At 69.8% G+C, this 22,304-nt stretch carries 25 protein-coding genes; 9 read left to right on the plus strand and 16 right to left on the minus strand.

Translation table 11 applies throughout. From position 1 onward, the window contains the following. Nucleotides 1–5: 5 nt before the first annotated feature. The 3 genes from RAB71_RS17875 to RAB71_RS17885 are packed head-to-tail and all read left to right on the plus strand — an operon-like array spanning nt 6 to nt 1,494. Nucleotides 6–581 (plus strand): RNA polymerase sigma factor, encoded by a 576-nt coding sequence (locus tag RAB71_RS17875; RefSeq protein ID WP_010341237.1) that lies wholly within the window; start codon nt 6–8, stop codon nt 579–581. Continuing rightward, nucleotides 578–985, plus strand: coding sequence for a hypothetical protein (locus RAB71_RS17880; RefSeq protein WP_010341236.1), 408 nt, complete (start codon nt 578–580; stop codon nt 983–985). The genes RAB71_RS17875 and RAB71_RS17880 overlap by 4 nt, the downstream gene beginning before the upstream one ends. 5 nt (nt 986–990) lie before the next feature. Then, the gene (locus tag RAB71_RS17885) at nt 991–1,494 is read left to right on the plus strand and encodes a DUF3106 domain-containing protein (RefSeq protein ID WP_010341235.1); all 504 of its coding nucleotides are present in this window, start codon (nt 991–993) and stop codon (nt 1,492–1,494) included. 293 nt (nt 1,495–1,787) lie between these two features. On the opposite strand, the gene RAB71_RS17890 is transcribed toward RAB71_RS17885, so the two are convergent. The 10 genes from RAB71_RS17890 to RAB71_RS17935 all read right to left on the minus strand — a co-directional run bounded on the left by RAB71_RS17890 (nt 1,788) and on the right by RAB71_RS17935 (nt 11,580). Further along, the gene (locus RAB71_RS17890) at nt 1,788–2,867 is read right to left on the minus strand and encodes an NAD(P) transhydrogenase subunit alpha (protein ID WP_010341234.1); all 1,080 of its coding nucleotides are present in this window, start codon (nt 2,865–2,867) and stop codon (nt 1,788–1,790) included. A 385-nt stretch (nt 2,868–3,252) separates the two neighbouring features. Next, on the minus strand, nt 3,253–4,620 hold the full coding sequence (gene hslU, locus RAB71_RS17895; RefSeq protein WP_010341233.1) for an ATP-dependent protease ATPase subunit HslU: 1,368 nt from the start codon (nt 4,618–4,620) through the stop codon (nt 3,253–3,255). A 100-nt stretch (nt 4,621–4,720) separates the two neighbouring features. Continuing rightward, nucleotides 4,721–5,272, minus strand: coding sequence for an ATP-dependent protease subunit HslV (gene hslV / locus RAB71_RS17900; RefSeq protein WP_010341232.1), 552 nt, complete (start codon nt 5,270–5,272; stop codon nt 4,721–4,723). A gap of 48 nt (nt 5,273–5,320) precedes the next feature. Further along, nucleotides 5,321–5,620 (minus strand): DUF3079 domain-containing protein, encoded by a 300-nt coding sequence (locus RAB71_RS17905; RefSeq protein WP_234006601.1) that lies wholly within the window; start codon nt 5,618–5,620, stop codon nt 5,321–5,323. Between the two features lie 40 nt (nt 5,621–5,660). Then, nucleotides 5,661–6,533: a tyrosine recombinase XerC gene (xerC, locus tag RAB71_RS17910; RefSeq protein WP_010341230.1), complete on the minus strand. Its 873-nt coding sequence runs from the start codon at nt 6,531–6,533 to the stop codon at nt 5,661–5,663. Nucleotides 6,534–6,753: 220 nt separating this feature from the next. Then, nucleotides 6,754–7,419, minus strand: a complete 666-nt coding sequence (locus RAB71_RS17915) for a DUF484 family protein (protein WP_010341229.1) — start codon at nt 7,417–7,419, stop codon at nt 6,754–6,756. Continuing rightward, nucleotides 7,416–8,273: a diaminopimelate epimerase gene (dapF, locus tag RAB71_RS17920; protein ID WP_010341227.1), complete on the minus strand. Its 858-nt coding sequence runs from the start codon at nt 8,271–8,273 to the stop codon at nt 7,416–7,418. Before dapF ends, RAB71_RS17915 begins: the two co-directional genes overlap by 4 nt. Beyond that, on the minus strand, nt 8,266–8,517 hold the full coding sequence (locus tag RAB71_RS17925) for a lipoprotein (protein ID WP_010341226.1): 252 nt from the start codon (nt 8,515–8,517) through the stop codon (nt 8,266–8,268). The genes dapF and RAB71_RS17925 overlap by 8 nt, the downstream gene beginning before the upstream one ends. Nucleotides 8,518–8,578: 61 nt before the next feature. Then, the gene (locus RAB71_RS17930; protein ID WP_010341225.1) at nt 8,579–8,959 is read right to left on the minus strand and encodes a YbaN family protein; all 381 of its coding nucleotides are present in this window, start codon (nt 8,957–8,959) and stop codon (nt 8,579–8,581) included. Nucleotides 8,960–9,489: 530 nt separating this feature from the next. Next, nucleotides 9,490–11,580 (minus strand): S9 family peptidase, encoded by a 2,091-nt coding sequence (locus RAB71_RS17935; RefSeq protein WP_010341224.1) that lies wholly within the window; start codon nt 11,578–11,580, stop codon nt 9,490–9,492. A 258-nt stretch (nt 11,581–11,838) separates the two neighbouring features. Here RAB71_RS17935 and RAB71_RS17940 point away from each other — a divergent pair, with 258 nt between their 5' ends. After that, nucleotides 11,839–13,050 carry a pyridoxal phosphate-dependent aminotransferase gene (locus RAB71_RS17940; RefSeq protein WP_010341223.1) on the plus strand — a complete coding sequence of 404 codons (1,212 nt, stop codon included), beginning with the start codon at nt 11,839–11,841 and terminating at the stop codon, nt 13,048–13,050. Here RAB71_RS17940 and RAB71_RS17945 read toward each other — a convergent pair. Then, nucleotides 12,975–13,328 (minus strand): hypothetical protein, encoded by a 354-nt coding sequence (locus tag RAB71_RS17945; protein ID WP_234006602.1) that lies wholly within the window; start codon nt 13,326–13,328, stop codon nt 12,975–12,977. The genes RAB71_RS17940 and RAB71_RS17945 overlap by 76 nt on opposite strands. A 14-nt stretch (nt 13,329–13,342) precedes the next feature. Here RAB71_RS17945 and RAB71_RS17950 point away from each other — a divergent pair, with 14 nt between their 5' ends. After that, the gene (locus RAB71_RS17950; RefSeq protein ID WP_010341222.1) at nt 13,343–13,570 is read left to right on the plus strand and encodes an N-acetyltransferase; all 228 of its coding nucleotides are present in this window, start codon (nt 13,343–13,345) and stop codon (nt 13,568–13,570) included. Nucleotides 13,571–13,732: 162 nt separating this feature from the next. On the opposite strand, the gene RAB71_RS17955 is transcribed toward RAB71_RS17950, so the two are convergent. Then, the gene (locus RAB71_RS17955; protein WP_010341221.1) at nt 13,733–15,838 is read right to left on the minus strand and encodes a prolyl oligopeptidase family protein; all 2,106 of its coding nucleotides are present in this window, start codon (nt 15,836–15,838) and stop codon (nt 13,733–13,735) included. Nucleotides 15,839–15,907: 69 nt separating this feature from the next. Next, nucleotides 15,908–16,207 (minus strand): hypothetical protein, encoded by a 300-nt coding sequence (locus RAB71_RS17960; protein ID WP_104609526.1) that lies wholly within the window; start codon nt 16,205–16,207, stop codon nt 15,908–15,910. 167 nt (nt 16,208–16,374) lie between these two features. Here RAB71_RS17960 and RAB71_RS17965 point away from each other — a divergent pair, with 167 nt between their 5' ends. Continuing rightward, on the plus strand, nt 16,375–16,920 hold the full coding sequence (locus RAB71_RS17965) for a lipocalin family protein (protein WP_234006666.1): 546 nt from the start codon (nt 16,375–16,377) through the stop codon (nt 16,918–16,920). A gap of 194 nt (nt 16,921–17,114) precedes the next feature. Further along, nucleotides 17,115–17,531, plus strand: coding sequence for a helix-turn-helix domain-containing protein (locus RAB71_RS17970; RefSeq protein WP_029561846.1), 417 nt, complete (start codon nt 17,115–17,117; stop codon nt 17,529–17,531). 241 nt (nt 17,532–17,772) lie between these two features. On the opposite strand, the gene RAB71_RS17975 is transcribed toward RAB71_RS17970, so the two are convergent. Next, nucleotides 17,773–18,744 (minus strand): YafY family protein, encoded by a 972-nt coding sequence (locus tag RAB71_RS17975; protein WP_010341069.1) that lies wholly within the window; start codon nt 18,742–18,744, stop codon nt 17,773–17,775. A gap of 179 nt (nt 18,745–18,923) precedes the next feature. Here RAB71_RS17975 and RAB71_RS17980 point away from each other — a divergent pair, with 179 nt between their 5' ends. Both RAB71_RS17980 and RAB71_RS17985 read left to right on the plus strand, forming a co-directional pair. Continuing rightward, on the plus strand, nt 18,924–19,718 hold the full coding sequence (locus RAB71_RS17980) for a YdiY family protein (RefSeq protein ID WP_010341068.1): 795 nt from the start codon (nt 18,924–18,926) through the stop codon (nt 19,716–19,718). A 278-nt stretch (nt 19,719–19,996) separates the two neighbouring features. Further along, complete coding sequence (locus RAB71_RS17985) at nt 19,997–20,410, plus strand: ester cyclase (protein ID WP_029561845.1); 414 nt, start codon at nt 19,997–19,999, stop codon at nt 20,408–20,410. An 88-nt stretch (nt 20,411–20,498) separates the two neighbouring features. On the opposite strand, the gene hemC is transcribed toward RAB71_RS17985, so the two are convergent. Further along, entirely contained in the window at nt 20,499–21,422 is a 924-nt protein-coding gene (gene hemC / locus RAB71_RS17990; protein ID WP_010341066.1) for a hydroxymethylbilane synthase, read from the minus strand. 58 nt (nt 21,423–21,480) lie between these two features. Continuing rightward, nucleotides 21,481–22,227, minus strand: a complete 747-nt coding sequence (locus RAB71_RS17995) for a LytTR family DNA-binding domain-containing protein (protein WP_010341065.1) — start codon at nt 22,225–22,227, stop codon at nt 21,481–21,483. Nucleotides 22,228–22,304 lie beyond the last annotated feature (77 nt).

Below are 22,304 nucleotides of genomic sequence, written 5' to 3' on the forward strand. Positions count from 1 at the left end.
AAGCTGTGCTGGTGAGTACGCCCGCCCTCGCACCGCCGTCGACCGATGCCGACACCGCGCAGCGCCCGCTGCCGGCGTCGCTGGACGCGTTCCTGGCCGAGATCGGGCCGCGCGCATTCCGCTTCGCCGAAGCCGGCCTGCGCCAGCGCGAGGACGCGCTGGATGCGGTGCAGGACGCGATGATCAAGCTGCTGGCCTACCGCGAGCGCCCGGCGCAGGAATGGACGCCGCTGTTCTGGAGCATCCTGCGCCGGCGCATCATCGACCTGCAGCGCCGCCGCAATTTCCGCCTGCGCTTCTGGGCACCGACCAGCGAACGCGACGCGGACAGCCCGCCGGACTGGGCCGACGACGGCCCCAATCCGTCCGAGCAGCACGAGCGTCGGCAGACCCATGCGCGCCTGGTGACGGCACTGCGCGCACTGCCGGCCCGGCAGCGCGAGGCGTTCACCCTGCGCGTGCTGGAGGAGCTGGACGTGGCCACCACCGCACGCGCGATGGGCTGCTCGGAAGGCTCGGTGAAAACCCATCTGTCGCGCGCCCGCGAGGCGCTGCAGAAACAACTGGAGGACGTCCGATGACATCCGATCCCATCCGCTCCGCGGACTTCGACGCGCGCCTGCGTGCCGTCCACCAGGCCAGTTTGCAGGCCCTGCCCGCGCCGACCCTGGCGCGGCTGCGCGCCGCGCGCCAGCAGGCCAGCCAGACGCGCACGGCGCCATTCCTGCGCCGGGGCTGGCTGCTGGCGGCGGTGCCGGCACTGCTCGGTGCGGCGCTGGGCGTGCACCTGCTGCTGCGCCCGGCACCGTCGGTACCGATCACCAGCGCCAGCGCCGTCGCCGGCACGACTGCGGTGGCGCCGACGCCGACGGGCGCCAGCGCAAGCACCGACAGCGACCAGGCCGCGAGCGCGACCGCGATGCTGGACGAAAATCCCGACCTGTACCTGTGGCTGGGTTCCGATACCTCGCTGGCAATGGAATGAACCCGATGACTCGCCTGATCCGATATTCCCTGGTGCTGGCGCTGCTGGCCGGCAGCGCCGTCGCGGCCTTCGCCGCGCCGCCCCCGCCGGGGCCGCCGCCTCCGCCACCGCCTTTCGCCGCAGATCGCGACGACGATACCGGTCCGCCGCTGCCCGACTGGGAACACCTGAGCCCGCAGCAGCGCGAGTTGCTGATCGCGCCCCTGCGCCAGCGCTGGAACGACACCCCGCAGCAACGCCGGCGCATGTTCGAGCATGCGCAGCGCTGGCAGTCGATGACCCCGGAGCAACGCGAGCAAGCGCGCAAGGGTGCCCGCCGCTACGAGGACATGAACCCGCGACAGCGCGAGGAGGCGCGAGTGCTGTTCGACCGCATGCGTGCGCTGCCGCCGGAGCAGCGCAAGGCGCTGCGCGACCGCTGGGAAGCGATGACGCCGGCGCAACGCGCCGCCTGGATCCGCGCCAATGCCGGCCCGGACGAGCGGCCGCCGCCGGATGCTTCCAGGTAAGCGAACCGCGGCGCCGGTCCAGGCCTGATGCGCGTGGCGCGCGCGTTGTCGCGTCGCCATGTTCGGGCGCATGGACTCCAGCGCCGCAGAAATCACCTCGCGTAGGAGCGGCTTCAGCCGCGACCGGGTTTACCGGGAAGGCTGTCGCGGCTGAAGCCGCTCCTACGGAAGTCGCCCTCCAGTCGCGACGCGGCGTTTCGGTAGCGCCCGTCGCGGCTGAAGCCGCCCCTACACGGGCGACCGTGCCAGCAGATCAGCGCCGACCGAGCCGGCGCCCACCATCGCGGCCGCGCTCACGCCGTCCAGCGCGTCTTCGCCAGCAGTTCGTCGTTCCAGTCGTAGGCGATCGCGCCGTCCTTCAGGAACAGCGCGACGAAGTTGTAGACGTTGCGCGCGTACATCTCGCTGGCATGCACCGCGCCCATGCTGGCCAGGTCCAGCGGACCGGCGATGGTCACCCCGGCGTGTTCGATGGTCTCGCCCGGCCGGGTCAGTTCGCAGTTGCCGCCGGTCTCGGCGGCCAGGTCGACCACCACGCTGCCCGGTTTCATGCCGGCGACCATCGCCGCGCTGAGGATCTTCGGCGCCGGCCGCCCCGGCACCGCGGCGGTGCACACCACCACGTCGATGCCCTTCAGGTGCTCGGCCAGGCGACGCTGCTGCTCCGCGCGTTCGTCGTCGGTGAGTTGCCGCGCGTAGCCGCCCTCGCCGGCGGCGCTGACCCCCAGGTCGAGGAACTTGCCGCCCAGCGACTCGATCTGCTCGCGGGTTTCCGGGCGCACGTCGAAGCCTTCCACCTGCGCGCCCAAGCGCTTGGCGGTGGCGATGGCCTGCAGGCCGGCCACGCCGGCACCGACGATCAGCACCTTGGACGGGCGGATGGTGCCGGCCGCGGTGGTCAGCATCGGGAAGAAGCGCGGCGCCAGCTGCGCGGCGATCAGGGTGGCCTTGTAGCCGGCCATGCCGGCCTGCGAACTGAGCACGTCCATGGCCTGCGCACGGGTGGTACGCGGCAGCCGCTCCAGCGGAAAGGCGACCAGTTGCCGCGCCTGCAGCGCCGCCGCGCGCGCCGGATCGGCCTGCGGCTGCAGGATGCCGACCACGCCGGCGCCCTCCTTCAACTGCTCCAGCGCCAGCGCCGGCAGCGGCTGCACGCAAAGCACCAGATCCGCCTGCGCCGGGCTGTCGGCATCGGCCAGGCTGGCGCCGGCGGCTAAATACGCGTCGTCGACGAACCCGGCCGATACGCCGGCCTGCGGCTCGACCCGCACCTGCGCGCCCAGCGCGACCAGTTTCTTGACCGTCTCCGGCGTGGCCGCCACGCGGCGTTCGCCCTGCGCCGATTCCTTCACCACCAGCACCTGCACTGCCATGCGAATCCCCGTGCCTGAGTCCGTCGTCCGCGCCGATCCTACAGCGTCCGCACGCCGGGTGGAGGCTCGCCCCCGCCAGGCGGCGCGGGTCGGCGGGTCGGCATGTCGGAAACTCGGATGCGCTGGCATCAGCCGCGCTCCACGCGGATGTTTGAGGGCGAGACATCTCCCGATGCACCCGGGCGCATCACCGCATCGGGATGGGACTGGCCGGCCGGGAACATGTACAGCGGCGACATGCGGTCGCCAACGGGGAACCACCGCAGGCGCGACCTGCCGCCTCGTCGCGGTGGAAGACGAACGCGGCAACGCCATGCCGACTTGAGTCGGGCGGCACACCGGCAGATGCCAGCAAGGCGCCTGCCGTTGTGGATCGCGCCTGGGCCTACAGGATGTACCGGCTCAGGTCCGGATCCTGCACCAGTTCGCCCAGGTGCGCGTCGACATAGGCCGCGTCCACGGTGACGCTCTGTCCATCGCGGTCGGGGGCTTCGTAGCTCAGCGTGTCGAGCAGGCGCTCGAGCACGGTGTGCAGGCGCCGCGCACCGATGTTCTCCTGGCGCTCGTTGACCAGGAACGCGATCTCCGCCAGGCGCGCGATGGCGTCGTCGGTGAAGCGCAGGCTCACGCCCTCGGTCAGCAGCAGCGCTTCGTATTGCTTGGTCAGCGCCGCCTTCGGCTCGGTGAGGATGCGGATGAAGTCGTCCTTCGACAGCGCCGACAGCTCCACCCGGATCGGGAAGCGGCCCTGCAGCTCCGGAATCAGATCGCTGGGCTTGGCCAGATGGAACGCGCCGGAGGCGATGAACAGGATGTGGTCGGTCTTGACCGTGCCGTACTTGGTGCTGACGTTGGACCCTTCCACCAGCGGCAGCAGATCGCGCTGCACGCCTTCGCGCGAGACGTCGCCACCGGTGGCGCCGGCCTCGCTGCGCTTGGCCACCTTGTCGATCTCGTCGATGAACACGATACCGTGCTGTTCGCAGGCCTCGATCGCCGCGGCGCGCACGTCGTCCTCGTTGACCAGCTTCCCGGCCTCTTCCTCGATCAGCAGCGGCCGCGCAGCCTTGATGGTCAGCTTGCGCGACTGCGACTTGCCGCCGCCCAGGTTGGAGAACATCTGCCGCAGCTGCTGGCCCATTTCCTCCATGCCCGGCGGGGTCATGATGTCCATGCTGACGTTGACCGCGACATCCAGTTCGATCTCGCGCTCGTCCAGTTCGCCGGCACGCAGCATGCGCCGGAACTTGCTGCGGGTGTCGCTGTCCTGCGCCGACGGTTCGTTGCGCGCGGCTTCCGGATCGAAGCCGATGCCGGCGCTGCGCCGCGGCAGCAGCGCATCGAGGACGCGGTCTTCGGCGCGTTCCTCGGCCTGCGTGCGCACGCGGGTCTTGGCCTGCTCGCGGTACAGCTTGACCGCGGTATCGGCCAGATCGCGCACGATCTGCTCCACGTCCTTGCCGACGTAGCCGACCTCGGTGAAGCGCGTGGCCTCGACCTTGACGAACGGCGCATTGGCCAGCGTCGCCAGGCGCCGCGCGATCTCGGTCTTGCCGACGCCGGTGGGACCGATCATCAGGATGTTCTTCGGCATCACTTCGTTGCGCAGCGCATCGGGCAACTGCATGCGCCGCCAGCGGTTGCGCAGCGCGATTGCCACCGCGCGCTTGGCCTCGTGCTGGCCGACGATGTGGCGGTCCAGCTCCTGCACGATCTCGCGCGGGGTCATGGTTGAACTATCGGGATTTGGCATTGGGGATTGGGGATTCGTAGAAGCGGAGTAGGAACGATCGATGCAATGTCAGGCACAGGGACAGGAGCGCTGTTGCGAATCCCCAATCCCGACTCCCGAATCACAGCTCTTCGACCACCACATTGCGATTGGTGTAGATGCAGATGTCGCCGGCGATGTTCAGCGCTTCGACGGCGATGGTGCGCGCGTCCAGCGTGGTGTGGCCGAGCAGCGCGCGCGCGGCCGACAGGGCATAGGAGCCGCCGGAGCCGATGGCGATGATGCCGTCCTCCGGTTCGATCACGTCGCCGGTGCCGCTGATGATCAGCGAGGTCTCCTTGTCGGCCACCGCCAGCAGCGCCTCGAGCTTGCCGAGGCGGCGCTCGGTGCGCCAATCCTTGGCCAGTTCGACTGCGGCGCGGGTCAGTTGGCCGTGCTTCTCCAGCTTGGCCTCGAACAGCTCGAACAGGGTGAACGCGTCGGCAGCGGCGCCAGCGAATCCGGCCAGCACCTGGCCCTCGCGGCCGAGCCGGCGCACCTTGCGCGCATTGCCCTTCATCACGGTGTGGCCCAGGGTCACCTGGCCGTCGCCGGCCACGGCGACGCGGCCATCGCGGCGCACCGACAGGATCGTGGTGGCGTGGAAAACATTGGGGTTCTGACTGGGATCCATGCGGCCTCCGGAGCGATGACTCAGGTGTGGGGGCTGGCGGCGCGCGGTTCAAGCGTCGCCGTGAGCGGACGGGTCATCGCCGAGCCGGGCATGCGCCGGCCGCGCCAGATCGACGGCGATACCCCAGGCGAGGTACCAATCCTCGCCGTCGGTTTCGATCGGATGCGGGGTGCGCCCGGCGCCGTTGCCGCAGGCCAGATCCTGAGCCGCGCAATCGCTGTCGCAGCCCCAGCACAGCCGTTCGGGGTGGCGCGGCGCCAGCGGAAAGGGTTTGGCCATCGATGCGCCCTCGCAACGCGGGAGGGCAGTGTCGTCCCGCTTTTGCCGACTCGCCTTGATCCAGAACAAGCGCGGGCGCGATGGCAACCGTGCAGTCGCGATGCAGCGCTCAGGACTTGCGCTTGGCGCGCGGGTGCGCCGCGTCGTAGACCTTGGCCAGGTGCTGAAAATCCAGGTGGGTGTAGATCTGCGTGGTGGCGATGTCGGCATGGCCGAGCAGTTCCTGCACGCCGCGCAGGTCGCCGGAGGATTCCAGGATGTGGCTGGCGAAACTGTGCCGCAGCATGTGCGGATGCACATGCTTGAACAGGCCCTGGCGCCCGGCCAGTTGCTTGATCCGGATCTGCACCGCACGCGCACCGATCGGCGCCCCGCCGCGCCCCGGAAATACCGGTGCCGCGGCCTCGCCCCGGCTCTCCTCGCGCCACGCCAGCAGCGCGCTGCGCGCATGCGAGCCGACCGGCACCAGCCGCTGCTTGTTGCCCTTGCCCAGCACGCTGACCATGCCGGCGACGAAATCCAGATCGCGCCAGCGCAGCGCGCACAGTTCGCTCAGGCGCAGGCCGGAGGAATAGAACAGCTCCAGCAGCGCGCGATCGCGCAGGCCCAGCGGCGCATCGGTCGGCACTTCGACCAGGCGCACCGCCTCGTCGGCGTCGAGGACCTGCGGCAGCTTGCGCGGCGCCTTCGGTGCGCGCAGTGCCGCGGCCGGGCTGGTGGCGATGTGGCCGTGCTTGAGCAGCCACGCATAGAAACTGCGGCACGCCGACAGGCGCCGCTGCAGGCTCTTGGGCGACAGCCCGCGACGGTGTTCGGCGGCGATGAAGTTGCGCAGTTGCGCGGCATCGAGCGCGGCCGGTTCGCCGAGCAGGTTGGCCGCCGCCCACGCCTCCAGCGCCGCCAGGTCGCGCCGGTACGCGTCCAGGGTATGCGCGGACATGCGCCGCTCGACCTGCAGGTAGGCGAGGAAAGCCGGGATCATGCGACGCGACCGAGGTGCGCCGGATGTCGGGTCGCTGTCCTCGCAGCGCAAGGCGATCGCCTTGCGAGGGAGTTTCGCTGGCGTGCCCGCTGCCATGTCGCGACAGCAGCGGCGGGACAGCGTGCGGGACGGACCACGGCGGCGGCGCAGCGCAGGCGCACCGCAGCGGCGGCAAGGTCGTCCCGGGTTGCGGGCCCGGGGCTCCGCGTCCCGGCCCGGCTCATCGCTGCAACGCCACCGCCAGCGCTTCGCCCATCATGCGCAGGAACAAGGTGCCCATGCCGGGATAGAACCGGTTCGGGTCGCGGCTGCCCACCGCGATCAGGCCCAGGCCCGGCAGCGGCAGCAGCGCAGTGGATTGCACCTCGTCCACGCGCTCGCCGTACAGCAGCGCCTGCTTTTCCGGTTGCAGGCGGCCGCAGATCGGCTCGCCATCCTTCAGGCAATCGCGGAACGGCGCCAACCGCGCATCGTCGGCCGCCAGCACCTGCAGCCACGGCGCCTGCTCCAGGCCGGGCAAGGGCTGCAGCAGCACGATACTGACCAGGTCGCCCTGGAAATCCTCCTGCAGCGACGCGGCCATCGCGCGCACGCTGTCGGCGGCGCTGTGCTGACGCATCAACGCCAGGGTCAACTGGTGGGTACGCACCGCCAGCCGTTCGTTGACCTGCGCATTGGCGGCCAGGTCGGCCAGCCGCCGCGACAGTTCGCGGTTCTTGTCGCGCAGCACCTCCAGCTGGTAGCTGGCCAGCGACGCGGTCGGGCCGTCGTCGCGCGGTACCACCAGGGTCAGCGCCAGGTCGGGAAACTGTTTCAGGAAGCCGGGATGACGCCGCAGCCACGCCGCCACCTCGTGCGCACCGAGCTTGTCGTGGCTGTCGCTCATCGGATCCATTCTCCATCGAAGACGAACGTCGCCGGCCCGGACATCACCACCGGTGCGGTGTCGTCCGGCCACTGCACGCGCAGCTCGCCGCCGGGCAGGCTGACGCGCACGTCGCGCTCGACCCGGCCGCGCTGCATCATCACCGCGGCCGCCGCGCAGGCGCCACTGCCGCAGGCCAGCGTCTCGCCGACACCGCGCTCGTACACGCGCAGGCGCAGGTGGCCGCGGTCGATCACCTGCACGAAGCCGACGTTGACCGAATCCGGGAACGAGGCGTGCTGCTGCAGCAACGGCCCCAGGCGTTCCACCGGCGCCGCATCGACCAGGCCCACTTCCAGCACCGCATGCGGGTTGCCCATCGACACCGCGCCGAAGCGCACGCTGCCGCCCTGCAGCGGCAGCACGTACTCCTCGCGCGCACGCGGGAAGCCGACCAGCGGCACATCTTCGGGGGCGAAGCGCGGCACGCCCATCGCCACGGCGAATTCGCCGGTGGCGCTGCGGGTGATGTGGTGACTGCCGGCGGGGCTTTCGATGACGAAATCGTCCGTGGCCGGCGCATTGCCGTCGCGTACCAGCCAGGCCGCGACGCAGCGCGCGCCGTTGCCGCATTGTCCGGCGGCGCTGCCGTCGGTGTTCCAGATGCGGTAGCTGGCCACGGCCGCGGCATCGCGCGGCGCCTCGATGGTCAGGATCTGGTCGCAACCGACGCCGAAGTGGCGGTCGGCCAGACGCTTCGCCAGTGCGGCGTCCGGCGGCGGAGTGCCGTCGCGCAGGTCGAGCACCACGAAATCGTTGCCCGCGCCCTGCATCTTGCTGAAACGCAGGCGCGCGGCGTGGCGGGCCTCACTCATTCCCATTGGTGGGCGTGGTGGTGTCGTTGGCCGGCGGGCGCTGCCCGTCCACCGGCTGCGCCTGCCCGGCGGGATCGGTGGTCGCCGGCGGCGTCGCGTCCGGCGCGGGCGTGGCAGGCGCGGCTTCCACCGGCACCGGCTTCTGCGGCATCACCAGCGGGCCCTTGTTGCCGCAGCCGGCCAGGGCCAGCAGCGCAGCGGCGGAGAGGACGAGACGGATCGGAGAAGAGGACGATGTGCTCATGCCCCGAGTATAGCCATACCGCCATGAACCGGCTGTGCCGCGGTCGCACGCCGCGACGCGCTCACGCGCGCGGCGGTTCCGGCCGCCACCACAGCCACAGCGCCACCGCGCTCATGCAGCCGATCGCCAGCACCTGCACCCACAACCGATGCACGAACAGCAGCAACACCAGCGCACACGCGGCCATGGCCAGCGTCGCCATCCACTTGCCGCGCCGGCTGACCGCGCCATGTCGCTCCCAGTCGCGGATGCTGCGGCGGAAGCGCGGATCGCGCAGCAGGCGCCGGCGCAGCCGCGGCGAACCACGCGCGGCGGCGTAGGCGGCGATCAGCACGAACACCGTGGTCGGCAAGCCCGGCACGAAGATGCCGACGATGCCGGTCGCCAGGCTGGCGTAGGCCAGCAGCCACCAGGCCCAGCGGAAACGGGAGTGCGTGCGCATCGCGGCATGATAAGCCTGCGCAGGTGCAGGCAGACGTCGACCCGGTACTGGCGCGACGCTGGGTGGCTGCAGGAGCGGCTTCAGCCGCGACGCGGGGCGCCATCGGGGCGTTCGATCTCGCTGCAGTCGGGACTGAAGCCCCTCCCACAGGGCGTTGCCACGCCATCAGCGCAGGTGCCGACTTTCTCGCGCAGTGGAACCAAGCAATGTGCCGCTGTAGGAGCGGCTTAAGCCGCGATGATCGAAGCCTTCGGCTATCCGATCTCCGCGCAGTCGGGACTGAAGTCCCTCCCACAAGGCATTGCCATGCCGCCAGCGCTGCTGCACGTCATGGCACATCCGATGACCGAACCGTTGCAGGCTCGACTCCACCGTATGACTCCCTTGTGGGAGCGGCTTCAGCCGCGACGCGGGACGCCACAGGCCATCCGCCATCCGCCATCCGACCGAGCATGGGGATGGGCAGGCCTGACGTCAGCCGCCCCACCAGTACATCGGCCGGCCCGCAGGCCAGCCGATGCTTGCAGCCCTCACTTGGCCGGCTGCTCCACGCCCAACTGGTCCAGCATGAAGGCGTAGGACTCGGCCATTTCGCGGTAGCGACGGAAGCGGCCGGACTTGCCGCCGTGGCCGGCTTCCATGTTGACGCGGAACACGATCGGCTGGTTGCCGGTGTCGTTCTCGCGCAGCTTGGCCACCCACTTGGCCGGCTCCCAGTACTGCACCTGCGAATCCCACAGGCCGGTGCCGACGTACATCGCCGGATAGGCCTGGCGGGTGACGTTGTCGTAGGGCGAGTAGCTGAGCATGTAGTCGTAGTACGCCTTCTGCTCCGGATTGCCCCACTCGTCGTACTCGTTGGTGGTCAGTGGGATGCTCGGGTCGAGCATGGTGGTGACCACGTCCACGAACGGCACCTGCGCCACCAGCACGCGGTAGTCCTTGGGCGCCATGTTCGCCACCGCGCCCATCAGCAGGCCACCGGCGCTGCCGCCGGCCGCGGAGACGCGATCCGGTGCGGCGTAGCCCTGCTGCACCAGGCCGCGGGTGACGTCGATGAAGTCGGTGAAGGTGTTCTTCTTGTGCAGCAGCTTGCCCTGGTCGTACCAATCGCGGCCCATTTCCTGGCCGCCGCGGATGTGCGCGATGGCGTAGACCACGCCGCGGTCGAGCAGGCTCACCACCGGCAGGTTGAACGCCGGATCGGTGGACATGCCGTAGCTGCCGTAGGCGTACTGGTACAGCGCGGCGCTGCCGTCCTTCTTGAAGCCTTTCTTGTAAACCAGCGACACCGGCACCTTGACCCCGTCGCGCGCGGTCACCCAGACGCGCTCGGTCTGGTACTTGCTGGCGTCGTAGCCGATCACCGGCTGCTGCTTGAGCAGCTTGCGCTCGCCGGTGCGGGTGTTGAGTTCGTAAGTGGTGGCCGGGGTGGTCAGCGAGGTGTAGCTGTAGCGCAGCCACGGCGTGTCCGGCTCGGCATTGATCGACAGGCCCATCGAATACGCCGGCTCGTCGGCCTTGACGTACTCCTCCTTGCCGTCGGCGAAGTGCAGGCGGATCCGCTCCAGGCCGTCGGAACGCTCGGCGATGGCGGTGAAGCCGTCGAACAGCTCGAAGCCGTCGATGAACACCTTCTCGTCGTAGGGCAGCCAGCTCTGCCACTGGCTGCGCGACGTGGCGCCGTCGGGCGCGGTCATCAGCGCGTAGTTCTTGGCCTTCCAGTTGGTGCGGATCACCCAGCGGCCGTCGAAGTGGTCGGCGTGGTACTCGACGTCGCGCTCGCGCGGCGCCAGCACGGTGAAGCGCTGCGGATCGGCGGCCGGCGCATAGCGCTGCTCGGAGGACACGGTGCTTTCGACGCCGATGACGATGTACTTGTCGTCGCGGGTACGGCCCACGCCCATGTAGAAGCTGTCGTCCTTCTCCTCGTACACCAGTGCGTCCTGCGCGGCGGGCGTGCCAAGCACGTGCTTCTTGACCCGCACGGTCAGCAGCGTCTCCGGGTCGTTCTCGACGTAGAACAGGGTCTTGTTGTCGTCGGCCCAGACCACGTCCGGCGACACGCCGGGAATGCGGTCGGCATAGACCTCGCCGGTGTCCAGGTTCTTGAAGCGCACCACGTACTGGCGGCGGCCCACGTCGTCCTCGGTCCAGGCCAGGATGCGGTTGTCCTGGCTGACCGCCGCGTCGCCGACGCTGAAGTAGCCCTTGCCGGCGGCCATGGCGTTGACGTCGAGCAGGATCTCCTCCGGCGCCTCCATGCTGCCCTTGCGGCGCGCCTGGATCGGGTAGTCCTTGCCGCTCTCGTAGCGGGTGTAGTACCAGTAGCCGCGCTCGCGGTACGGCACGCTGCTGTCGTCCTGCTTGATGCGGCCGACGATCTCCTGGTACAGCCGGTCTTCGAGCGGCTGCAGCGGCTTCAGCACCTGATCCGCGTAGGCGTTCTCGGCATTGAGATAGGCCAGCATCTGCGGGTTCTTGCGCGTGTCGTCGCGCAGCCAGTAGTAGGCGTCCTGGCGAACGGCGCCGAACGGCGCCTTGACCGCGTGCGGCTGCTTGGCCGGATGCGGCGGGGTGGCCGCGGCGGCGGAGGCGGAGGAAGCGAAGGAGGCGGTCATGAGCAGGACAAGGCTCGCTAGCAAGGGGCGGTGGGGCATCTAATGGGGCTCCGGCGGCGGTAACGCAACGGGACGCGCTACCCGCGCGGGCAGCGGCAGCGGGCGGACGCCGCGCAGTGCCGGCCGAGTCTCCCTGCAACGCTGCGCCGTGGCAAGCGTGCCGAGCGGCATGGGTGCGATGCGGCACGGCGCCGCCGTTTCGCAACCCGCCCGACATCGCTAACACGCACGAAAGCACGCTCCTCTATCATCGGCGGCATGGCTTCCCTTCCCGGCGACACCCTCAGCGCCTCGCCCGCCGCGTCCGGCTACAGCCAGCGCAGCCGCGAGATCGAACCCTTCCATGTGATGGCCTTGCTGGCCCGCGCCAACGAACTGGAACACGCCGGCCACGACGTGATCCACCTGGAAATCGGCGAGCCGGACTTCACCACCGCCGCGCCGATCGTCGCCGCCGGCCAGGCCGCGCTGGCTGCCGGCCATACCCGCTACACCGCTGCGCGCGGCCTGCCGGCCCTGCGCCAGGCGCTGGCGGACTTCTACCGGCAGCGCCACGACGTCGACCTGGACCCGGCGCGCATCCTGATCACCCCCGGCGGCTCCGGCGCGCTGCTGCTGGCCAGCGCGCTGCTGGTCGATCCCGGCCGCCACTGGCTGATGGCCGACCCCGGCTACCCGTGCAATCGCCATTTCCTGCGCCTGGTCGAAGGCGCCGCGCAGCTGGTGCCGGTCGGCCCGGACAGCCGCTACCAGTTGACCCCGGAGCTGCTGCAGCGGCACTGGAACGCCGACAGCGTCGGCGCGCTGGTGGCCTCGCCGGCCAACCCCACCGGCACCGTGCTGTCGCGCGCCGAACTGGCCGCACTGTCGCAGACGCTGCACGCCCGCGGCGGGCACCTGGTGGTGGACGAGATCTACCATGGCCTGAGCTACGGCATCGACGCACCCAGCGTGCTGGAGGTCGACGACGACGCCTACGTGCTCAACAGTTTTTCCAAGTACTTCGGCATGACCGGCTGGCGCCTGGGCTGGCTGGTGGCGCCGCGCGCGGCAGTGCCGTCGCTGGAGAAGCTGGCGCAGAACCTGTACATCAGCGCGCCCAGCATCGCCCAGCACGCGGCGCTGGCCTGCTTCCTGCCGGAAACACTGCAGATCCTGGAAGCGCGCCGCGCCGAGTTCGCCCAGCGCCGCGACTACCTGCTACCGGCGCTGCGTGCGCTCGGCTTCCGCATCGACGTCGAACCGGAGGGCGCGTTCTACCTGTACGCCGACGTGTCGGATTTCACCGACGACGCGCAGGCCTTCTGCGCGCACTTCCTGGAGACCGAGCACGTCGCGTTCACCCCAGGTGTGGATTTCGGCCGCCACCGCGCTCGCCAGCACGTGCGCATCGCCTACACCCAGAGCCTGCCGCGGCTGCAGGAAGCGGTGGCGCGGATCGCGCGCGGGCTGGAGCGCTGGGCGCGCTGAGGCGACCAGCGGCGGGGGAAACGCGAGTGAAGCCAGCCTTGCTCATCTGTCGCGAAGCCATCGAATCCGATCTGGCTGCCATCTGCGCGCTCGGCGAGGAAGTGAACGCTGTCCACCATGACGCGTTTCCCCACATCTTCGCCGGCCCGGGTGATGCGGACCGCGACGTGGCGCACTGGAAGCGCAGCATCGGCCAGGACAATGCCACCACCATCGTCGCCGAAGCGCAGGGCGTCCTCGTCGGTTTCGTCACGGTCGGCATGGTGTCGGAATCGCATCACTGCTGCAGCCCATGCGCTTCGGCCGGGTGGGCAGCGTGGGCATCACCCAACGCCATCGCGGCCAGGGGATCGGCCCGGCGCTGATGCAGCGTGCGCACGCGTGGGTGGCGCTGCGCGGCGGTGTCGAAATGCGCCTGAATGTCTGGGCCTTCAACACCCACGCACTGCACGTTTACGAAGAACTGGGTTATGAAGTCCGTTCGCTGACCCTGGTCAAGTCGTTGGCCGACGGGGCCTGAGCACCCGCTGCGGCGACGGCCTGAGATCACGTTGAGAACGCGGACAATGCCGGCGCGATCGTGACGCAACGCGATGCATTGCGCGCAGGCTCGACCGCTCATTGGATGGCGCGCCAGGCCAGGAGATGGTCCGCGCCCCAGCCGGGACGCGGACCGCACCACTCACTTGGACAACCGCTCCCACAGGAAGCTGTACGCCAGCGCCTGCATGTGCGCAGCTTGCGCATTGTTGGCTGCACCGCCATGACCGCCTTCGATGTTCTCGTAGTAGGTCACGTCCTTGCCGGCGTCGATCATCTTCGCCGCCATCTTCCGCGCATGGCCCGGATGCACGCGGTCGTCGCGGGTGGAGGTCAGGAAGATCACCGGCGGATAGGTCTTCTTCGGGTCGAACAGGTGGTACGGCGAGAAGGTCTGGATGAACTTCCAGTCGTCGGTGTCCGGGTTGCCGTACTCGGCCATCCACGAGGCGCCGGCCAGCAGGTGGCTGTAGCGCTTCATGTCCAGCAGAGGCACCTGCACCACCACCGCGCCGAACAGCTGCGGGTACTGCATCAGCATGTTGCCGGCCATCAGCCCGCCGTTGCTGCCGCCCTGCACGCCCAGGTGCTTGGCCGAGGTGATCTTGCGCGCGACCAGGTCCTGCGCCACCGCCGCCATGTCCTCGTAGGCCTTGTGCCGGTTCTGCTTCAGCGCCGCCTGGTGCCAGCGCGGGCCGTACTCGCCGCCGCCGCGGATGTTGGCCAGCGCGTACACGCCGCCCTGGTCGAGCCAGGCGCGGCCCAGGCTGCCGGAGTAGAACGGGGTCATCGAGATCTCGAAGCCGCCGTAGGCGTACAGCAGGGTCGGCGCGCTGCCGTCGGCCTTGAGCTGCTTGGGCCGGACCAGGAAGTACGGCACCTTGGTGCCATCCTTGGACACGGCGAAGTGCTGCTCGATCTCGTCCTTGGACGCGTCGAAGAAGCTCGGCATCGCCTTCAGCGTCTCGATGCTCTTCGGCCCGCGCTGCACGTCGGCCAGCATCAGCGTGGTCGGGGTCAGGAAGTCGGTGGAGGTCAGCCACACCTGGTCGTTCTCGTCGGCATCGACGGCATCGACGCTGGTGCTGCCGAAGGCCAGGTCGCCGACCGGGAACGCCGTGCGCGCCCACTCGCCTTCGCCCGGGGTCAGTACCCACAGCCGGCTCTTGACGTCGTCGAGCACGTTCAGCACCAGCCGCGACTTGGTCCAGGCGAAGGACGCCAGCGAGGCGGTCTCGGTCGGCGTGAACAGCACCTGGAAGTCGCGCTTGCCGGCCATGAAGTCGTCGAACCTGGTCGCCAGCAGCGCACCGGCCGGGTAGGTCGTGCCGCCCACCGTCCACGGATCGCGCAGTTCCAGGGTCAGCCACTGGCGGTGCACGCCCTTGTTGGCCGAATTGGGCACGTCGATCTTGGTCAGGCGGCCATCGGCGCCGCGCAGGTACATCTCGTCGTTGTAGAAGGCCAGCGTGCGGCTGACGAAATCGCGCTCGTAGCCGGGCGTGTCGTCGTGCATCGCGGCGATGTACATGTCGTCCGGCTTGCCCTCGTAGACCAGCGTGGCGCTGCTCATCGGGGTGCCGCGCTTCCACTGCTTGACGATGCGCGGGTAGCCGGAGCTGGTCAGCGAGCCGGGGCCGAAGTCGGTGTACAGGTAGACGGTGTCGGCATCGATCCAGCTCAGCCCGCCCTTGGCCTCGGGACGGAAGAAGCCGTCCTTGATCCACTGCTTGCTGCCCAGGTCGAACTCGCGGGTCACGTCGGCGTCGGCGCCGCCGCGCGACAACGCGATCAGGCAGCGCGTGTAGTCCGGGCGCAGGCAGTTGGCGCCGTGCCACACCCAGTTCTCGCCCTCGGCCTTGTTCAGCGCGTCCAGGTCCAGCACCGTCTCCCACTTCGGCTCGGGCTTGCGGTATTCCTCGAGCGTGGTGCGACGCCACAGGCCGCGCTCGTGCGCACGGTCCTTCCACAGGTTGTAGTAGTACGGGCCGATCTTCTGCACGGCCGGGATCTTGGCGTCAGAATCCAGCACCTCGCGGATGCCGGTCTCGCGGGCCTTGAACGCCGGGGTCTCGGTCAGCCGCGCCTCGGTCTTGGCGTTCTGCGCCTTGACCCAGTCCAGCGCCTTGGTGCCGGTGACGTCTTCGAGCCAGGCATAGGGATCTTGGGGCATCGCGGTTTCCTTGGCCGCGGCGGTGCCGGCGGTGAGCAGGCCGGCGAGCAGGCAGGCATGTGCGAGTGGGGACATTGGTTCGGATCCGGGAAGGACAGCGCCGCACCCTAGCATGCGGTCCTCGCCACCCTCCCCTGCCGAAGGTCAGGCAGGACGCGCCGCGCGCGCCGCCGGCCCACGCCGCCGCGCCTGCGCCCGCGGCCGGGCCCGCCACTGCCCCCACAGGCGGCGCAGCGGCGGCAACGGAAACCGGTGCAGGGCCCACCAGGCGCTCAGCGGCATGCCCAGCAGCCACAGCGGCCGCCAGCCCAGCCATTCGCTGTGGCCGCGCGCAGCCGGCCACACCAGAACCAGGGCCAGCCCGGCCAGGATCGCCTGGCGCAGCAGGCGACGCAGGCCGGGGTGCGGGACGTGGCGGCGCGGGGAGGACGGAACGATCGGCATGACGGCAGCTCCTGGAAGTCGAGGCGCGCAGGGTGCCGCCGGGACATCTCAGGGGCTGCGACGCATCATTGACATGGCGCACGCGCATACTTCACCGGCGTTCGCCCTTCGCCCCGGAATCTCCTATGCGCCTGCTTTCCCTGTTCGCTTCCGTGCTGCTGCTGGGCATGGCCGTCCCATTGCCGACGGCCCGCGCCAAGGCGCCGGATCCGGAACAGGAGCCGGCGCAGCCGCCGATCGACCTGCAGCGCTTCATGGGCCGCTGGTATGTGATCGCCCACATCCCCTACTTTGCCGAGCGCGGCCACGTCGCCAGCAGCGACGAGTACACCCTCAAGGACGACGGCAAGATCGCGGTGCGCTACGAGTACCGCAACGGCTTCGACGAGCCGGTCAAGGAGCTCAACTCGCGCGCCACGGTCAAGGAAGGCACCGGCAACCGCCGCTGGACCACCTGGTTCTTCAGGATGGTGCCCACCAAGTACCGCATCCTGGAAGTGGCGCCGGACTATTCCTGGGCGCTGATCGACTACCCCGGCCGCGACCTGGCCTGGGTGTTCGCACGCTCGCCGGACATGAGCCACAAGCAGTACCGCGAACTGGTCGACAAGCTGGACCACCAGTACGGGGTCAACATCGACAAGCTCAAGCGCGTGGCGCAGCGCCGCGACCAGGTCGGCAAACTCGGCTTCGAAGTGCCGAACAAGCCCTGAGGCAGCCGCCAGAGTCGGGCAACGCGCCGCACGCACGCAACCGCGCCGCGCCGACGCACTCCGGCACGCCCGAGCCCGCCGCGCCATCGCACCGGCGTGGCCTGCACCGTCACCATGATCATCCTTCGCTCAGCGAAGCGCCCGCCGCGGCCCGTATGATCGGCAGCGCCCTCCCCCACAGACAGGTGCATCGCGTGGCCAGCGTCCTCTCCGAACCTCTCGACGAAGCGCCGCGCAGTTGCGCGGACGCAAGCCTGCTGCGCGGCCAGGTGTTCGCGCAGAACTGCCCTTCCCGCGCCGTGTTGAGCCACGTCACCAGCCGCTGGGGCGTGCTGGTGCTGGTGGCGTTGCGCAAGGGCACCCATCGCTTCGGCGACCTGCGCCGCAGCCTGGAAGGCGTCAGCGAGAAGATGCTGTCGCAGACCCTGCAGGCGCTGGAGGCCGATGGCCTGGTGCAGCGCACCGCCTATCCGGTGGTGCCGCCGCACGTGGAGTACGACCTGACCCCGCTCGGCGCGGAAGCCGCGGCCCACGTGCACGCGCTGGTGGACTGGATCGAGCGCAACATCGGCGTGATCCTGGGCGGCGGCGCGCCGCTGGATGCGGCGTAGGGGAGACCTCCAGGATGCAATAGGCATGGTGCGGCAATGCCACGATCGCGGCTGAAGCCGCGCCTACGACGGCGGCTGCTGCGTTGCGCGACAAGCGACTGCCTCCCGCACCAGTGCACGCCTCGGCGGCGACGCCAATTTCCCCGTAGGAGCGGCTTCAGCCGCGACGCGCCCTGTCGGCCGCGCCGGTCGCAGATGAAGCCATTCCTGCACGGGCCATCGCGCCGCGCGCAGCGGCGCCTCAATCGTCGCTGTAGTTGCTCAATGCCAGCGACAGCAGCGCCTTGGCCTGCTCGCGCAGCGAGCGCGGCTCCACGATCTCCGCATCGGAGCCGTAGTGCAGCACGTCCATCAGCAGTTCGCGCGAGACGCTGTAGGGCACCTTCAGTTCGTAGCGGCCATCGGCCAGGAACCGGCCCTGCTGCTTGGAATGCCAATGCTCGTCGGCGACCCAGCGCGCGGCCTTGGGGCTGAACACAATGGTGGCCCAACCTTTGGGCGCACCCGAGAAGATGCCGTAGCTGGCCGCCAGCTGCGAATCCAGCTCGGCGTCGGCCACGTCCTGCGCCGGCTGGTCGAGCAGGCGCGCATGGTTGATGCGGTCCACGGCGAAGCTGCGCACCGCGTCGCGGCCATGGTCCCAGGCGTCCAGGTACCAATTGTCGCGGTAGTGGGTGATGCGCTGCGGCGACACCGTGCGCTTGGTCGATTCGTCGGTGGAGCGGGCGCGGTAGTCGAAGGACAGGCGCTTGCGCTCCAGCACCGCCGAGGCGACGGTGCGGAAACTGGCTTCGTCGAGCTTGCGGCCGCGATGCGGGATCACCCGCACCCGCTCCACCGGCCAGTGGGTCGCCCCGGCCTGGGCGGCGAGAAGGCTTTCGATGCGCTGCTGCAGCGGCGCCAGCACCGAGGACAGCACCCCGCCCCCGGTGCGCGCCAGCAGTTGCTGCGAGGCCAGCAGCGCGTGCAGCTCCTCCGAACTCAGCCACAGGCCCGGCAGCTCGAAACGGTCGCTCTCGCCGGATTCGTAGCGGAAGCCGGCCTCGCCGTCGCCCTCCACCGGCGCCATCAGCGCATCGCGCAGGAAGGCCAGATCGCGGTAGACGGTGGCGCGGGAGCAGCCCAGTTCGTCCTGCAGCCGCGCCACCGTCACCGGGTAGCGCGCGGACTTGAGCAGGCGGTGCAGTGCGTTGATGCGTTCGTAGCGGTCCATGGTCCCGATTATGTCTGAGTCGCGGGCGGAAAACGCCTGCCGGCATGGCGGCCGACGTAGCGCCCGAACCGCCGATGAAGCCGGCGTCCCCGGCCGGCCAGGGTGTCATGTGGATCCGGTATGATGAAATCGTTTCCATTTCGTTAGCCGAAGGCTGCGTCCTCATTCCCGGAGAAGCCATGTCCCGCCGCGCCACCCTCGTATCCGCCATCGCCATGTTGCTGCTGAGCACGTCCCCGGCCTGGGCCGCCGACGTCGCCACCTCACCGACAGCCACGGACCCGGCCAGTTCGCCGTGGAGCGGATCAGGCGAACTGGGCTTCGCGTCCTCGCACGGCAACAGCAGCAACGAAAGCCTCAACGGCCGCCTGAAGGGACAGTACGTGGACGGCGACTGGATCCACAGCCTGGACCTGCTCGCCCTGCACGCCAGCGCCGAGTACGTCGACACCAATCCCGACGGCACCACCACGCGCAAGCGCCAGACCACCTCCAACCGCTACACCGGCAGCGCCGGCAGCGCGCTGCAGCTCGGCGAGCACCGCCAGCTGACCGCCTCGCTGCGCTACGAGCGCGACGACTTCGCCACCTACGACCGCCTGGCGACGATCGGCATCGGCTACGGCACCCGGATCATGGACGGCGACCGCCGCAGCATCGACGTGCAGATCGGTCCCGGCGTGCGCCGCGCCCACGACGTGGTCGAGAACCGCACCGAGACCGGCCTGATCGGCCGCGGCCTGGTCGACTTCAAGTACGGCCTGACCAGCAATACCGAACTGGGCAACACCCTGCTGGTCGAATCCGGCGCGTACAACACCTTCGCGCAGAACGACCTGGGCATCTCGGTCAGCATGAACGAGCGCCTGGCGCTGAAGGCCGGCTGGCAGGCGCGCTACAACAGCGACGTCAGCGACGACAAGAAGAAGACCGATACCCTGGCCACGATGAACCTGGTCTACAAGTTCAAGTGAGCGGGATTCGGGAGTCGGGATTGGGGATTGGTAGAGGCAGGGATGCCTGGTTCGGCGAAAGGGCGGTGCCGGTCGCCGCGCGGTTTCGCCCATTCCGCAAGGCGTGACGGTCCGTTACTCGATCTGCCAGCCCTGCAGGACATGTGAACACCCTTGCCCAATGTGGAGTTCACCGGTCGCGTCCTTTTGAAGGATGCGCCGTCGGGAAGCAGCGCCGCCCCCGCGACCGTTAGGATGCCCAGTACCGCTGTATCGCGGTGTCCGAAACGGAGGCTGTGATGACCGTATCCGATCCAAAGACAGTGGTTCGCCGCTTCAACAAAGAGGTGATCGAAGGCGGTGATCGCGCCGCATTCGAGGCGCTGATGGCGCCGGGGTTCGTCAATCGCTCCGCTCCGCCCGGCGCTCCTGCAGGAAGCGAGAGCATGTGGAGCACCTTCCATGACATTCTCCGGCCCGCGCTGGCCGGATTGACGGTGACGATCCACGACCAGGTCGCCGAGGGCGACAAGGTGACGACCCGCAAGACCGTGTCGGGCAGGCACACCGGGACGCTGTTCGGGGTGGAGCCGACGGGAAAGACGGTCAGCATCGAGGTGATCGACATCGTCCGGGTCGAGAACGGCCGCTATGTCGAGCATTGGGGCCTCAACAACCTGCCGACGGTGCTCGCTGGCTTGCAGCGCGCGTAGGAGCGGCTTCAGCCGCGACAGGCCTTCCCGGTAACGCCCATCGCGGCCGAAGCCGCTCCTACGGGCGATTGCGCGGGGCGGGGCGCCCTCAGGCCGGCAGATCGACATCCAGCAGTTCGCGCGCGCCGGCGCCGAGCAGGGCCTCGGCCACGGCCTGGCCCAGCGCCTCCGGATCCTGGGCGCTGCGCTGCAGCTCCGCGCGCACCAGGCGCCCGTCGGCGACGCCGCCGACCAGGCCCTGCAGCAGCAGGTCCTCGCCGCGCCATTGCGCAAATGCCGCCACCGGCACGTGACAGCTGCCGTGCAGGGCGCGGTTCATCGCCCGCTCCGCCTCCACGCAGCGACGGGTCGGCGCGTCGTCCAGCGCGGCGAACAGCGCCAGCGCGGCGCTGGCGTCCTCGCGGCATTCCACCGCGATCGCGCCCTGCGCGGGCGCCGGCAACCAGTCCGGCGCCTGCAGGCGCTGGGTGATGCGCCCCTCCAGGCCCAGCCGCTGCAGGCCGGCGCAGGCCAGCACGATGCCGTCGTAGCCGCCGTTGTCGAGCTTGGCCAGGCGCGTGTTGACGTTGCCGCGCAGATCCAGCAGTTCCAGGTCCGGGCGCCGCGCGCGCAGTTGCGCCTGCCGCCGCAGCGAGGAGGTGCCGACGCGCGCGCCCAGCGGCAGCGCGTCCAGCGAGGCGTAGAGGTTGGAGATCAGCGCATCGGCCGGATCGGCGCGCGGCAGGATCGCCGGCAGCACGAACGGCCGGTCCAGGTCCATCGGCACGTCCTTGAGCGAATGCACCGCGCAATCGGCCTCGCCACGCAGCATCGCCAGCTCCAGCTCCTTCAGGAACAGGCCCTTGCCGCCGATCGCCGCCAGCGAGCGGTCCAGGACTTCGTCGCCGCGGGTGCTCATCGGCACCAGCACCACGTCCAGGTGCGGGTGCGCGCGGCGCAGGCAGTCGGCGACATGCTCGCTCTGCCACAGGGCGAGCGGGCTCTTGCGGGTAGCGATGCGCAGGATCTTCATGCGCGCATTATCGCGGAAAGCCGCGGTCCGCCGCTGCACGCGCGCGGTCCGGGCGGCATCAGCGCTGGTGGATCTCCTTGCGCAGCTGCGCCACGCAGCGCCGGCTGACCTCCAGCGGCTGCTTGCCATGGCGCAGCACCGCCTGTACCTGGCCTTCGCCGAGCCGGCGCAGTTCCACCAGTTCGTGGCGCGCGACCAGGCAGTTGCGGTGGATGCGCACGAAGCGTTCGGCGAATTCCTCCTCCAGCGCGCGCAGCGATTCCTCGATCAGGTCCTCGCCGCGGGCGTGGTGCACCACCACGTACTTTTCCTCGGCCTGCAGGTAGTGGATGTCGTCGACCGGGATCAGCCGCAGGCTGCCGCGCAGGCGCGCGCACAAGTGGGTGCGCCGCTGCGGCGCTGGCGCGGCGGCATCGCCGTTGACGCGGCCGGCCATGAAGGTGCGGGCGCGCTGCAGGGCCGCGGCCAGGCGCTCGGCGCGCACCGGCTTCATCAGGTAGTCGATCGCCGCCGCCTCGAACGCCGACAGCGCATGCGCGTCGTAGGCGGTGCAGAACACCACCGCCGGGCGTGGCTCGAAGGTGGCCAGGTGGCGTGCGGCCTCCAGGCCGTCGAGCCCAGGCATGGCGATGTCCAGCAGCACCAGGTCCGGTCGCGCCGCGGCGCAGGCGTGCAGCGCGTCCATGCCGTTGTCGGCTTCGGCTACCACTTCCACGCCGGCATGCGCGGCCAGCAGCGTGCGCAGGCGTTCGCGCGCCAGGGGTTCGTCGTCGGCGATCAGCACCTTCACCCAGGTCTCCCTCACTCGACTGGCGTGCGCTGCGGCCGATACTAGCCCCGGTTCAGGGCGCCCGCCACGGGTATCGCACCACGCCGCCACGC

This window comes from Xanthomonas sacchari (genome assembly GCF_040529065.1).
Taxonomy (GTDB): Bacteria; Pseudomonadota; Gammaproteobacteria; order Xanthomonadales; family Xanthomonadaceae; genus Xanthomonas_A; species Xanthomonas_A sacchari.